At 67.3% G+C, this 13,534-nt stretch carries 9 protein-coding genes; 6 read left to right on the top strand and 3 right to left on the bottom strand.

Going from position 1 to position 13,534, the window contains the following annotated elements; all coding sequences use genetic code 11:
* Positions 1-72 precede the first annotated feature (72 nt).
* Positions 73-2,166, bottom strand: a complete 2,094-nt coding sequence (gene metG, locus ACSQ3D_RS10280) for a methionine--tRNA ligase (protein WP_436126816.1) — start codon at positions 2,164-2,166, stop codon at positions 73-75.
* 121 nt (positions 2,167-2,287) lie between these two features.
* Between metG and ACSQ3D_RS10275 the strand changes: the two genes are divergently transcribed.
* A complete protein-coding gene (locus ACSQ3D_RS10275) occupies positions 2,288-3,457 on the top strand; it encodes an SMP-30/gluconolactonase/LRE family protein (protein ID WP_436126815.1) in 1,170 nt (389 codons plus the stop codon).
* 205 nt (positions 3,458-3,662) lie between these two features.
* On the opposite strand, the gene ACSQ3D_RS10270 is transcribed toward ACSQ3D_RS10275, so the two are convergent.
* Together ACSQ3D_RS10270 and ACSQ3D_RS10265 are read right to left on the bottom strand one after the other, a co-directional pair.
* Positions 3,663-4,943 (bottom strand): patatin-like phospholipase family protein, encoded by a 1,281-nt coding sequence (locus tag ACSQ3D_RS10270; RefSeq protein WP_436126814.1) that lies wholly within the window; start codon positions 4,941-4,943, stop codon positions 3,663-3,665.
* Between the two features lie 154 nt (positions 4,944-5,097).
* Positions 5,098-5,676: a restriction endonuclease gene (locus tag ACSQ3D_RS10265; RefSeq protein WP_436126813.1), complete on the bottom strand. Its 579-nt coding sequence runs from the start codon at positions 5,674-5,676 to the stop codon at positions 5,098-5,100.
* Between the two features lie 125 nt (positions 5,677-5,801).
* Between ACSQ3D_RS10265 and apbC the strand changes: the two genes are divergently transcribed.
* The 5 genes from apbC to ACSQ3D_RS10240 all read left to right on the top strand — a co-directional run bounded on the left by apbC (position 5,802) and on the right by ACSQ3D_RS10240 (position 13,528).
* On the top strand, positions 5,802-6,893 hold the full coding sequence (gene apbC / locus ACSQ3D_RS10260; protein WP_396503790.1) for an iron-sulfur cluster carrier protein ApbC: 1,092 nt from the start codon (positions 5,802-5,804) through the stop codon (positions 6,891-6,893).
* Between the two features lie 86 nt (positions 6,894-6,979).
* A complete protein-coding gene (locus ACSQ3D_RS10255; protein ID WP_436126812.1) occupies positions 6,980-8,038 on the top strand; it encodes a PDDEXK nuclease domain-containing protein in 1,059 nt (352 codons plus the stop codon).
* Positions 8,039-8,114: 76 nt separating this feature from the next.
* On the top strand, positions 8,115-9,065 hold the full coding sequence (locus ACSQ3D_RS10250) for a LysR family transcriptional regulator (protein ID WP_056423033.1): 951 nt from the start codon (positions 8,115-8,117) through the stop codon (positions 9,063-9,065).
* Between the two features lie 307 nt (positions 9,066-9,372).
* Positions 9,373-11,049 carry an OFA family MFS transporter gene (locus tag ACSQ3D_RS10245; protein ID WP_056418137.1) on the top strand — a complete coding sequence of 559 codons (1,677 nt, stop codon included), beginning with the start codon at positions 9,373-9,375 and terminating at the stop codon, positions 11,047-11,049.
* A gap of 142 nt (positions 11,050-11,191) precedes the next feature.
* Positions 11,192-13,528 carry an FdhF/YdeP family oxidoreductase gene (locus tag ACSQ3D_RS10240; RefSeq protein WP_436126811.1) on the top strand — a complete coding sequence of 779 codons (2,337 nt, stop codon included), beginning with the start codon at positions 11,192-11,194 and terminating at the stop codon, positions 13,526-13,528.
* Positions 13,529-13,534 lie beyond the last annotated feature (6 nt).

Genomic DNA, 13,534 nt, shown 5'->3' with positions numbered 1-13,534 from the left:
GGTCAGCCGCCGAGCGCAAGCGCGGGGCGGCGTCGCATCAGATCCGATCGGAGGTCATCGAGCGAATACCGCTCACCGCACCCGCATGCCCGGCGCAGCACCCGGCCAGGGGTTGAGCACGTAGATACCCGGATTCGCCTTCTCATCCCCATGGCTGGCAGCCAGCACCATGCCTTCAGAGACGCCGAACTTCATCTTGCGCGGTGCCAGGTTGGCCACCATCACCGTGTGCTTGCCCACCAGGTCTTCGGGCTTGTAGGCGCTGGCGATGCCGCTGAAGACGTTGCGGGTCTTGCCTTCGCCCACGTCCAGCGTCAGGCGCAGCAGCTTGGTGGAGCCCTCCACCGGCTCGCAGTTCACGATCAGCGCGATGCGCAGATCGATCTTGGTGAAGTCGTCGATGCCGATGGTGGGGGCCAGTTCCTCGCCGCCGGGGGCTGCTACGGTTTCAGTAGCGGCTGGCGCTGGTGTGGCGGGCGCTGGGGGCTCGAACAGGGCTTCCAGCTGCTCGGGCACCACGCGTTGCATCAGGTGCTGGTACTGGCCGATGGTGTGGCCGGCGCCCAGCAGCTGCCCGGCGTCGGCAAACTGCAGCGGCTGCACGTTCAGGAAGGCCTCCACCTGGGCGGCCACGGCGGGCAGCATGGGTTTGAGGTAGATGGTGAGCAGGCGGAAGGCTTCGATGCAGGTGGTGCACACGTCCTGCAGGCGTGCGTCCATGCCGTCCTGCTTGGCCAGCTCCCAGGGCTTGTTGGCGTCCACGTAGCTGTTCACCCGGTCGCACAGCAGCATGATGTCGCGTGCGGCACGGGCGCTGTCGCGGTTTTCGTAGGCGGCCACGATGCCGGCCCGGGCGTCGCGCAGCTGCGCCAGCAGGGCTTGTCCGTCGTCGCTCACGGGGCCCAGCTGGCCGCCAAAGCGCTTGAAGATGAAGCCGGCCGCGCGGCTGGCGATGTTCACGTACTTGCCGATCAGGTCGGAGTTGACGCGGGCCATGAAGTCTTCGGGGTTGAAGTCGATGTCTTCGTTCTTGCCGTTGAGCTTGGCGCCCAGGTAGTAGCGCAGCCACTCGGGGTTCATCTTGAGTGCCAGGTACTTGAGCGGGTCCAGGCCCGTGCCGCGGCTCTTGCTCATCTTCTCGCCGTCGTTCACGGTCATGAAGCCGTGCACGCAGATTTTGGCGGGCGTCTTGCGGCCGCTGAACTTCAGCATGGCTGGCCAGAACAGCGTGTGGAAGGTGATGATGTCCTTGCCGATGAAGTGGTACTGCTCGACGGCCGGGTCGGCCATGTAGGCGTCGAAGTCCTCGCCGCGCCGCTCCAGCAGCTCCTTCAGTGAGGCCAGGTAGCCCACGGGCGCGTCCAGCCACACGTAGAAGTACTTGCCCGGCGCATCCGGGATCTCGATGCCGAAGTAGGGCGCATCGCGCGAGATGTCCCAGTCGTCCAGGCCCTCGCTGGTGCTGCCGTCGGGGTTGGTGCGCACGCCGAACCATTCCTTGATCTTGGCGGCCACCTCGGGCTGCACATGCACGCCGTCCTGCGTCCAGGTGGTCAGGAACTCCACCGCGCGCGGGTCGGACAGCTTGAAGAAGAAGTGCTCCGACGTCTTGAGCACCGGCTTGGCGCCTGACAGGGCCGAGAAGGGGTTGATCAGGTCGGTGGGCGCATAAACGGAACTGCACACCTCGCAGTTGTCGCCATACTGGTCCTTGGCGTGGCAGCGCGGGCATTCGCCCTTGATGAAGCGGTCCGGCAGGAACATGTTCTTCTCGGGGTCGAAGAACTGCTCGATGGTGCGGGTTTCGATGAACCCGGCCTTCTTGAGGTCCAGGTAGATCTGCTTCGATAGCGCATGGTTGGCGGGGCTGTCGGTGTTGCTCCAGTTGTCGAAGGCGATGTGAAAGCCGTCGAGGTACTGCTTGCGGCCGGCGGCGATGTCGGCCACGAACTGCTGGGGCGTCTTGCCGGCCTTTTCGGCCGCGATCATGATGGGCGCGCCGTGGGCGTCGTCCGCGCCCACGAAGTTGACCGCGTTGCCCTGCATCCGCTGCGCACGCACCCAGGTGTCGGCCTGGATGTATTCCATGATGTGGCCGATGTGGAAGTTGCCGTTGGCATACGGCAGGGCGGTGGTAACGAAGAGTTTGCGTGCGGATGACGTCATGAAAAGCGGCTTTCTCAGGCGGAACCGGTGATTTTAGGCGCTCGCAGCCCCTTCGCTCCGCGGCGGGGCCGGCCCGGCGCTGGATCACAATGCGCGGCATCGACAACCACAGGACAAATCGATGGCGAAGAGGACCTTGGCAAAGACTCTGGGGTGGGGTGTGGGCGGCATCTTGCTGGCGGGTGCGGCCTACCTGGCGTGGTGGCCCGTGCCCATCCGGCCGGTGGCGTGGACGGCCCCGGCCGCGCCGGGCTACCAGGGCGTGCACGCGCCCAACCAGCGGCTGGCAGGGCTGCGGATGATCGACCTGAAAGGCGAAGTCGGCCCCGAGCACATCGCGCTGGGCAAGGACGGCAAGCTCTACACCACGGTACTGAGCGGCAACATCCTGCGCATGAACCCCGACGGATCGGGCCAGGAGGTGTTTGCCAACACCGGCGGGCGGGTGCTGGGTTTTGACTTCGACGCAGCGGGAAACCTGATTGCGGCCGACGCGGTCAAGGGGCTGTTGTCGATCGCGCCCGACGGCAAGGTCACCGTGCTGGCCGACAAGGTCGGCAACGACCCCATCCGCTACGCCGACGGCGTGGTGGTGGCGAAAAGCGGCAAGATGTACCTGAGCGACGCCTCCACCCGCTTTGCGCCCAAGGACTGGGGCGGCACCTTCGAGGCCAGCGTGCTCGACATCCTGGAACAGGCCAGCACCGGCCGCGTGCTCGAATACGACCCCGCCACCCGCGCCACGCGCGTGGTGGCGCGCGGCATCAGCTTTGCCAACGGCCTGGCGCTCAGCCAGGACGGGCAAAGCCTGTTCGTCAACGAGACCGGCAAGTACCGGGTGTGGAAGATCGCGGTGGACGCGAACGACCTGGACATCAGCGAGGCCGATGCGAAGGTCAAGGCCCCCGCCGGCAGCCAGCCGGCGCCCCAGGCCCGCGTGCTGCTGGACAACCTGCCCGGCTACCCCGACAACCTCATGCGCGGCATGGACGGCCGCATCTGGCTGGGCTTTGCCAAGCCGCGCGGCGCCGCCATCGACAACATGGCCGGCAAGCCCTGGCTGCGCAGCCTGACGCTGCGACTGCCGCGCGCGCTGTGGCCCATCCCCAAGCCCTACGGCCATGTGATCGCGTTCACCGACGACGGCAAGGTGGTGGCCGACCTGCAGGACCCGACGGGCGCCTACCCCGAGACCACGGCCATCACCGAGACGGCCGACCGGCTGTATGTGCAAAGCCTGCACGCCCACGGCCTGGGCTGGTTGCCCAAGGATGTGCTGCAGCAAAAGTAGAGGGAAAGGGCAGGAAGGCAGGCGGCAGGAAGGCGAGCACCCCGTGCGCCTCCTTCGGGTTCGCGTTCAATCACTCAATACCCGAAACCGTTCGGTCTGAGCCTGCCCACGCCTTGCGCGGCGCTTCGGCAGGCCTGTCCTGTGCTCGTCAAAGGGCTCGGCGTGAACGGTGTTGTGGTGGTGTGTTTCTGACGGCAACCCAGCGTCAGGCGTGGTGCTTGGTCTGCACTTCGGCGCCAGTGTCCGTCCACTCGAAGAACCGGCACACCTCGCCGCGCATCGCCAGCGTGTCGGCGCGGCCCAGGGCCATCAGCTCCTGCGTGTAGCCGGACTCGAACAGCAGGTAGCTGGCCAGCGCCGCGCCGCGCACATCCGCCATGTTGGACGTGACACCCAGCGCCGCCAGCATGGTGCGCACCGGGCCGGGCAGCTCGCCCACATGGCGCGCGGCCACGGCGTCCAGCCGCTGCGACGGCGCGATGACCAGGAGCTCGATGGGGCGCAGCGCGCTTTTGTTGCGCACGTCTTCGGGGATGAGCGACAGCGTCTGGTTCACGCGCTGCACGCGCTCCACGTCCACCGCCAGGGCATCGAGAAAGATGTTGGACAGCGCATGCCCCGCGATCTGCGCAAGCGAGGGGTAGTTGGCCGTGGGGTTGGCGGCGGTGTCGCCCTTGGGCTCGTGCATGCGGCCCGCGCCGATCACGAGGATGCGCTCGGCCCCCAGGTGGATGGCCGGGGCGATGGGGGCCGACTGCCGCATCGAGCCGTCGCCGAAGAACTCGGTGTGGTCGCCGATGGTGATGCCCTTGGCCGGAAAGATGAACGGAATGGCCGAGGACGCGAGCAGGTGCTCGTGCGTGATGCGGTCGCGGGCCGCCTTGCGCTGCGAGCGCACCCAGGGCTGCACCGGCGCATTGGATTCGAAGAAGGTCACGTGCTCGCCCGAGCTGTAGCTCGATGCCGTCACCGCCAGCGCCGTGAGGTGGCCCTTGCGGATGAGCCGGGGCAGGCGCACCAGCGGCACCATCTTGACCAGCAGTTTTTCCAGCGGCGAGTTGTCGAGCAGCGACCGGGGCCGCATGCGCCGCCAGCGCGCCAGAGCCCAGCCCATGGACAGCAGCGTGAGCCAGCGTGCCCCGCTGCGCATCACCGACAGCGAGTCGGCCCCGTACACCTGGCTGGCGTGGAACTGGCTCCACACCCGCGCAATGCGGCGCACTGCGCGGTCGAAGTGGTCCGCGCCGCAGGCCAGCGCGGCGGCATTGATGGCGCCCGCCGAGGTGCCCGTGATGATCGGAAACGGGTTGGGCTCGTCGCCCGCGCCGCAGGCGTTGCGGATGTCGGCGATGGCTTCGAGCACGCCCACCTGGTAGGCCGCGCGGGCGCCGCCGCCGGTCAGCAGCAGGCCCGTGGGGCGGGTGGGGGGCGTGGACGCGGTGGAGGCGGTGGCGGCGGGCGCAGTGTGGGGGCGGGTCGATGGCATCGGCTGTAGGGCGGGGTGTGCCCCGAGTGTGGGGTGCGCCACGGCCGGCCTCATCTGGGAAAACCCGAATGGCGGGCGGCGGGCGGCGGGCGGCGTGCCTGGCGGTGGCTGCATCACCGAGATGCCGCGGGCCGGGCCGCAGCGGCAGGCCGGGTCAGCGCTGGCTCAGCAGCAGCACCGCCACGGCATCGCCCTGCAGCACGGCAATGCCGTGGTCGCGCGCAAACAGGCGTGCGTTGTCGCTCAACTGCCCGTGCGTGGCCACGTAGATGCCGCCCGACGACCCCCGGGCCTGAATCGCGGCGTGCAGCTCGCGCAGCGGCTCCACGCCGTGGGTGGCGGCCTTCCAGCGGCGGGCGCTGACCAGCGTCGTGCGCCCGTCCTGGGTCAGGCACAGGTCGGCCGCGCCGTTGGCGGGCAGGCGCTCGACCGCGTAGCCCGCGCGCGTCCAGGCGGCGGCCAGCGTGTCGGCAAAACTGCGCCAGGGCATGCTGGCCACCGCGTCCAGCATCTCGGCCACCCGGGCGGGGTTGGGGGCGCGCAACTGCTTCCAGGCCGCGATGCAGCCCACCACCAGGATGGGGAAGCCGGCCAGCGCACCGACTACGAAGTATTCCTTGGGCAGCAGCGCGCCCGCCGCCATCACGATGAGGCCGACCACCAGGAAGCTGACCCACCAGGGTGAGCGCAGCAGCATGGCAAACAGGGACTTTTCGGCCATCTTGAATTTCACGGGGAAACCTTCTCTTCTTCTCGGTGGGTTCGGATGCGCCAGGGACGCGACAGGCGCGCATTGTCCTTCAGCCGAAGGGGCACCGTCCTTCGGAATAGACTAGCGGACCCACAGGAGTTAATTGAATGGCAGTCACCGAACAGGGCCTCTTGGCCGCTCTTTCCAGCGTTCTGGACCCCCACACGGGCAAGGATTTCGTCAGCTCCCGCGCCGTGCGCAACGTGCAGATCACCGGTGGCGACATCGCGTTCGACGTGGAACTGGGCTACCCCGCCAAGAGCCTGGTGCCCGAGCTGCGCCGCAGCCTGGTGGCCGCTGCCAAGGGCGTGGCGGGCGTCGAGAACGTCTCGGTCAACATCACCACCAAGGTCATCGCCCATGCGGTGCAGCGCGGCGTGCAACTGCTGCCCCAGGTCAAGAACATCATCGCCGTGGCGTCGGGCAAGGGCGGCGTGGGCAAGAGCACCACGGCTGCCAACCTGGCCCTGGCCCTGGCCGCCGAGGGCGCCAGCGTGGGCGTGCTGGACGCCGACATCTACGGCCCCAGCCAGCCCATGATGCTGGGCATCAACCGCCGCCCCGAAAGCGACGACGGCAAGACCATGGAGCCGCTGGAGAACTACGGCGTGCAGGTCATGTCCATCGGCTTCCTGGTGGACCAGGACGAAGCCATGATCTGGCGCGGCCCCATGGCCACCCAGGCGCTGGAGCAGTTATTGCGCCAGACCAACTGGAAGGACCTGGACTACCTCATCATCGACATGCCGCCGGGCACCGGCGACATCCAGCTCACGCTGTCCCAGCGCGTGCCCATGACCGGCGCGGTGATCGTCACCACCCCGCAGGACATCGCCCTGCTGGACGCCAAGAAGGGCATCAAGATGTTCGAGAAGGTGGGCGTGCCCATCCTGGGCATCGTCGAGAACATGGCCGCCCACGTGTGCAGCAACTGCGGCCATGTGGAGCACATCTTCGGCGCCGACGGCGGCAAGAAGATGGCGGCCGACTACCACATGGACTACCTGGGTGCGCTGCCCCTGGACATGAGCATCCGCCTGCAGGCCGACAGCGGCAAGCCCACGGTGGTGGCCGACCCCGATGGCGAGATCGCCCAGATCTACAAGAAGGTGGCGCGCGACGTGGCGGTGAAGATCGCGCAGCAGGCCAAGGACTTCTCGAACAAGTTTCCGACGATTTCGATCAGCAAGAACACCTGAGGTCGGGTTTGCTATTGAATGGATAGCTGTTGGCGCTTGATGGACAAGCGGTAGCGCACCAAAAGGCTGCGCAGAGGACTAACCCCATGAGCGAAAAGCCCGTCGGCCTGATCGACCCGCCCGCAGGCTACGCCGATTGGCTGGCCGAGTTGAAGGGGCGCATCCACGGCTCCCAGCAGCGCGCCACGCTCGCTGTGAACCGTGAGTTGGTCCTGCTGTACTGGCAGATCGGCCGGGACATCCTGCAGCGCCAGGCGGCGCAGGGTTGGGGCTCGAAGGTGATCGATCGGCTGGCGCAGGACTTGCGCGCAGCCTTTCCTGAGATGAAGGGCTTTTCTCGGGCTAACCTCATGTACATGCGCGCGTTTGCGCAGGCGTGGCCTGATGCGGCAATTGTCCAACAGGCTGTTGGACAATTGCCTTGGGGCCACAACCTGGTGCTTCTGTCGCAGTTGAAAGATCCCGCGCAACGGCTGGCCTATGCACAAAGTGCCATTGCGCATGGATGGTCGCGCAATATCCTGAACATCCATATCGAAACCCGTCGCCTGGAACGCAGCGGCCAGGCGGTGACGAATTTCGAGGGCTGCTTGCCCAAGCCGCAGTCGGACTTGGCCCGAGAATCTCTGAAAGACCCCTACCGTTTTGACTTCCTGGGCTTGTCCGACGAGGCTCAAGAGCGCGAAATCGAAGGTGCCCTGGTCAAGCATGTGACTGAATTCCTGCTGGAACTCGGCGCAGGGTTTGCCTTCGTGGGCAGGCAGGTGCTGCTGGATGTGGGTGGCGACGAGTTTTTCATCGACCTGTTGTTCTATCACCTCAAACTGCGCTGCTATGTGGTGATCGAATTGAAGGCGGGCAAATTCAAACCCGAGCATCTCGGCCAATTGGGCTTCTACCTCACGGCAGTGGACCGCCAGGTCAAGGGCGAGTACGACAACCCCACGATTGGACTGCTGCTGTGCAAAACCAAGAACAAGGTGGTGGCTGAGTACGCTCTCGGAGACAAGTCGCAACCGATGGGCATTGCCGAGTACAAGTTGCTGGAGTCCCTGCCCGCAGAATTGCAGACCAGCCTTCCCAGCATCGAGCAGATCGAGCGTGAACTGGCGGACAGCCCGATGCCCGATGCCGGAGATACTTGATTGCTCCTGAAATGTGAGCTTCTAGCGCTTTCTACATAAGCGCTACAGCCAAAAAAATGCCTGCAAACCACCGCCCATGAACCTGCTCGCCTCCCTGCGCTACCTGGTTGCCCTGCACGAGCACCGGCACTTCGGCCGGGCGGCGCAGGCCTGCCACATCACGCAACCGGCGCTGTCGAACGCGCTGCGCTCGCTGGAGGAGGAGTTCGGGGTCGTCATCGTGCAGCGCGCGCGCACCTATGTGGGCCTGACCCACGAGGGCGAGGCCGTGCTGGCCACGGCGCAGCGCATGCTGCGCGACAACGAGGTGCTGCGCCAGGAACTGCGCAGCACGGAGGCCGAGCCGCAGGGCCGCCTGCGCATGGCGTCCACGCCCACGGCGGTGCCCATCCTCTCGCGCTTTGCGGCCATGCTGCAGGCGCGGCACCCGGGCATACTGCCCGTGGTGCTGTCGATGAGTTCGCAGGAGCTCGAACAGCGGCTCGAAGACCTGTCGCTGGACCTGGCCGTGGGCTACAGCGAGCGCATGCAGGCCAAGCGCGTGAACCTGCGCTCGTGGCCGCAGTGCAACGAACACTACTACCTGCTGCGCCGTGCCCGCACGCCCGGCCCGGACCGCCTGTGCATCGGCGCGCCCATGCGCTGGAAGGACGCGGCGCGGCTTCCGCTGTGCCTGCTCACCCCCGACATGCACAACCGCTTCATCATCGACGAGGCGTTCCGCGAGGCGGGCGAGCCCGTGCCGCCGGCCATCGAGACCAACTCGGTGCTGACCCTGGTGCTGTCCGTGCTGTCGGGCGAGGTCTGCAGCGTGCTGCCGGGCGCCATGGTGGCCGCCGCGCGCAGCGAACGCGGCCTGGAGGCCCTGCCCCTGGTGGCGCCCGATGTGCGCACGCCCATCGGCTTCATGACCCAGCGCGGGCCCCGCGTTTCCCGGGCCCTCGAAGCCGCGCTCGAGCTGCTGGACCAGCCTGCCTGGCGGGACCATGTGGCGCTGCACTGCGGAGAGCTGAGGGACTCCCCCTGAGTCGCCTTCGGCGCCTTCCACCAAGGGGGGACGCACCCCGTGGCCTGGCAAAGCCAGTTCCACGGGTGCACTGGCTTGGCAGCGCGCCAGTTTCGTCGGCTTTAGCGTGACTGACTTTGGCTGATTGCAAGCCATCTGCAATCAATTTCCATTCGCGTCATTCAATTGTTGAATCGCAGCATGTGCCGATTCAATTTGACGCTAGGGCGCTCCTGTCCGGACACTCCGCCCCGCGCAATTGACTTGCGTCAAGAAAAACTGGTGCACGCCCTGCAGCGCCTGCACGACATCACAGGAGAGAGCACCTATGAACGCATCCACAGCGGGCTCGGCCGCCTTGCCCGGGGCCCACGCGTCTCCCGGCTTCCTGGACAAGGAGCGCATCATCGCCGCGCCCGGCTTCAACCGGTGGCTGGTGCCGCCGGCAGCGCTTGCGATCCACCTGTGCATCGGCATGGCCTATGGCTTCTCGGTGTTCTGGCTGCCGCTGTCCAAGGCCCTCTCCACGGCCGGTACGGGCGCGGCCTGCGCCAAGGACATGAGCTTCTTCGCCGAGCTGTTCGCGTCGGGCTGCGACTGGCGCGTGGCCACGCTGGGGTGGATGTACACCCTGTTCTTCGTCTTCCTGGGCTGCTCTGCCGCCATCTGGGGCGGATGGCTGGAACGTGCCGGCCCGCGCAAGGCCGGCGTGGTCTCGGCCGTGTGCTGGTGCGGCGGCATGCTGCTGTCGGCGCTGGGCATTCACCTGCACCAGTTCTGGCTCATGATCCTGGGCTCGGGCGTGATCGGGGGTATCGGGCTGGGGCTTGGCTACATCTCCCCCGTGTCCACCCTGATCAAGTGGTTCCCTGACCGGCGCGGCATGGCCACCGGCATGGCCATCATGGGCTTTGGCGGCGGCGCGATGATCGGCTCGCCCCTGGCCGTGGACCTGATGAAGCACTTCTCGAGCCCCACCGACGTGGGCGTGATGCAGACCTTTGTGGTCATGGCGCTGGTGTACTTCGTGTTCATGATGGCCGGTGCCCTGGGCTACCGCGTGCCGCCCACGGGCTGGAAGCCCGCCGGCTGGACCCCGCCACCCCCCTCGGCCAACGCCATGATCACCCAGCGCCACGTGCACGTGAAGCGCGTCTGGGGCATCCCGCAGTTCTGGCTCATCTGGGTCGTGCTGTGCATGAACGTGAGCGCCGGCATCGGCGTGATCGGCATGGCCTCGCCCATGCTGCAGGAAGTCTTCGGCGGCGGCCTGATCGGTGTGCAGCAGAAGTTCGGCGAACTCGACAAGGCCCAGCTGGCCGCCATCGCGGCCGTGGCCGGCGGCTTCACCGCCTTGCTGTCGCTGTTCAACATCGGCGGCCGCTTCTTCTGGGCCAGCCTGTCCGACAAGTTCGGCCGCAAGATGACCTACGTGATCTTCTTCGTGCTCGGCGGCCTGATGTACGCGAGCATCCCCAGCTCTGCGGGCGCGGGCAGCAAGCTCCTGTTCGTGGGCGCATTCTGCGTGATCCTGTCGATGTACGGCGGCGGCTTCGCCACGGTGCCGGCCTACCTGGCCGACCTGTTCGGCACGCAGTTCGTGGGCGCCATCCACGGCCGCCTGCTCACGGCCTGGGCCACGGCCGGCATTCTCGGCCCCGTGGTGGTCAACTACATGCGCGAATACCAACTAGGCCTGGGCCTGCCGCGCGAACAGGTGTACAACCAGACCATGTACATCCTGGTGGGCATGCTGGTCATCGGCCTCATCGCCAACCTGATGGTGCGCCCGCTGGCCGACAAGTGGTTCATGAGCGACGAGGAACTGGCGCACGAGAAGAAGCTGGCCCACGAAAAGAGCGTGGCGGCCGAAGTGGGCGGCGGCCCCGGCAGCGGCGGCACGACCAGTCCTGCGCTGGTGGCCTTCGCGTGGCTGGCAGTGGGTGTGCCGCTCGTCTGGGGCATCTACAAGACGCTGGTGAGCGCCGCCAAGTTCTTCCAGTGACGAAGGCGCAGGCCGCCGCCATGGCGCCTTCGCCGATGCACGGGGCCGCAGCCGCCCTGTGCGCGCCCCTTGCGGGGCAGGGGCCGGGAACGCCGCGGGCGTGGCACAGTCCAAGCCGTGGCGCACCGTCCAGGAGACCATGATGAAGCAAGAAAAAATCGAGTTCTACAAAGGCCCCGCCGGCGGATGGGGCGCGCTCAACAGCGTCAAGAACGCGCTGCTGCGCCAGGACATTCCCTTGAAGGGCGCCAAGACGCTGCTCTCGGCCAACCAGCCCGACGGCTTCGACTGCCCGGGCTGCGCCTGGCCCGACCGCAACCATGCCTCCACCTTCGAGTTCTGCGAGAACGGCGTCAAGGCCGTCGCGGCCGAGGCCACCGCCCGCCGCGCCGGCCCCGGCCTGTTCGCCCAGTACACCGTGGCCGAGCTGGCCGAGCAGAGCGATTTCTGGCTCGAAGACCAGGGCCGGCTCACGCAGCCCATGGCCTACCACGCGCCCAGCGACCAGTACCGCCCCATCGCGTGGGACGATGCGTTCGCGCTGATCGCGCGCCACCTGAACGCGCTGCCCGACCCCAACCAGGCCATCTTCTATACCTCGGGCCGGGCCAGCAACGAGGCCGCCTTCCTGTACCAGCTGTTCGTGCGCCAGTTCGGCACCAACAACTTTCCCGACTGCTCGAACATGTGCCACGAGCCCAGCGGCAGCGGCATGCGCCCGCAGATCGGCGTGGGCAAGGGCACGGTGACCCTGCACGACTTCGAGTGCGCCGAGGCGATCTTCATCTTCGGCCAGAACCCCGGCACCAACCACCCGCGCATGCTCGGCGAGTTGCGCGAGGCGCACAAGCGCGGCGCACGCATCGTGAGCTTCAACCCCCTGCGCGAGCGCGGGCTGGAGCGCTTTGCCGACCCTCAGGACAAGCTGGAGATGGCCACGATGGGCTCCACGCCCATCAGCACCCACTACTTCCAGCTGCGCGTGGGCGGCGACCTGCCGGCGGTCAAGGGCATGATGAAGCATGTGCTGGAGCAGGAGGACGCACGCGGCGGCGTGCTCGACCACGCCTTCATCGCCGAACACACCACCGGCTTTGCGGCCATGGCGGACGACCTGCGCACCGAATCCTGGGAGCTGCTGGAGCAGGAGTCGGGCCTGACCGAGGCGCAGATGCGCTCCGCGGCCGACATCTACATCGGCGCCAAGAGCGTGATCGCCTGCTGGGGCATGGGCATCACGCAGCACAAGTACGCGGTGGCCACCATCCAGGCCATCGTCAGCCTGCTCATGATGCGCGGCAACATCGGCCGCGAGGGCGCGGGCCCGTGCCCGGTGCGCGGCCACAGCAACGTGCAGGGCGACCGCACCATGGGCATCTGGGAAAAGCCCCCGGCCGCCTTGCTCGACAAGCTGCGCGACGTGTTCGGCTTCGAGCCGCCACGCGAAAACGGCGTGGACACGGTGGAGGCCATCCGCCACATGCTGGACGGCAAGGGCAAGGTGTTCTTCGCCCTGGGCGGCAACTTCGCATCCGCCACGCCGGACACCTACGAGACCTGGAAGGCCCTGCAGCGCTGCGACCTCACGGTGCACGTGACCACCAAGCTCAACCGCAGCCACATCGTGCATGGCAAGGAGGCGCTGATCCTGCCATGCCTGGGCCGCACCGAGATCGACATGCAGGCCACCGGCCCGCAGGGCGTGACGGTGGAAGACTCGATGAGCATGGTGCACATCTCGGTGGGCATCAACCCGCCCGCGTCCGAGCACCTGCTGTCAGAGCCGGCCATCGTCGCGCGGCTTGCCGCCGCCACGCTGGGCGCGCGCAGCAACGTGCCCTGGCTGTGGCTGGTGGAGGACTATGCACGCATCCGCGACCAGATCGAGAAGGTGTTCCCCGACTTCAAGGACTTCAACCAGCGCGTGGCCGTGCCCGGCGGGTTCCGCCTGCGCAACACGGCCAGCGAGCGCGTGTGGGCCACGGCCTCGGGCAAGGCCAGCTTCCATGCCCATGCCGTGCCGCGCGATACGCCCACGCACATCGCGCGCGAACGCTACAAGGATGCGGTGGTCTTCACGCTGCTGACCACGCGCTCGCACGACCAGTACAACACCACCATCTACGGCATGGACGACCGCTACCGCGGCGTCTACGGCCAGCGCCGCGTGGTGTTCATCAACGACAAGGACATCCGCGCGCTGGGCATGCAGGACGGCGACTGGGTCGACATCCAGACCGTGTGGAGCGACGGCCAGGAGCGCCGGGCCGACCGCTTCAAGTTGGTGGCCTACGACATCCCGCGCGGCAACCTCGCGGCCTACTACCCCGAGACCAACCCCCTGGTGCCGCTGTCCGCAGTGGCGGACGCGGCGGGCACGCCCACCTCCAAGTCCATCCCCGTGCTGCTGGTGCCGCACAAGCCCGCCGGTGGTGCCGTGGCGGTGGACGAGGCCGGTGCGCAGGCCGTTGCCCCATGAGCGCGC

Origin of the sequence: Acidovorax sp. LjRoot117, assembly GCF_964252695.1 — a bacterium.
Taxonomy (GTDB): Bacteria; Pseudomonadota; Gammaproteobacteria; order Burkholderiales; family Burkholderiaceae_C; genus Acidovorax.
This window is presented reverse-complemented; position numbering and strand designations above follow the sequence as displayed.

Coding starts and splice junctions, on each gene's coding strand:
- metG (WP_436126816.1), bottom strand. CDS start 2,166: ATGACGTCATCCGCACGCAAACTCTTCGTTACCACCGCCCTGCCGTAT.
- ACSQ3D_RS10275 (WP_436126815.1), top strand. CDS start 2,288: ATGGCGAAGAGGACCTTGGCAAAGACTCTGGGGTGGGGTGTGGGCGGC.
- ACSQ3D_RS10270 (WP_436126814.1), bottom strand. CDS start 4,943: ATGCCATCGACCCGCCCCCACACTGCGCCCGCCGCCACCGCCTCCACC.
- apbC (WP_396503790.1), top strand. CDS start 5,802: ATGGCAGTCACCGAACAGGGCCTCTTGGCCGCTCTTTCCAGCGTTCTG.
- ACSQ3D_RS10255 (WP_436126812.1), top strand. CDS start 6,980: ATGAGCGAAAAGCCCGTCGGCCTGATCGACCCGCCCGCAGGCTACGCC.
- ACSQ3D_RS10250 (WP_056423033.1), top strand. CDS start 8,115: ATGAACCTGCTCGCCTCCCTGCGCTACCTGGTTGCCCTGCACGAGCAC.
- ACSQ3D_RS10245 (WP_056418137.1), top strand. CDS start 9,373: ATGAACGCATCCACAGCGGGCTCGGCCGCCTTGCCCGGGGCCCACGCG.
- ACSQ3D_RS10240 (WP_436126811.1), top strand. CDS start 11,192: ATGAAGCAAGAAAAAATCGAGTTCTACAAAGGCCCCGCCGGCGGATGG.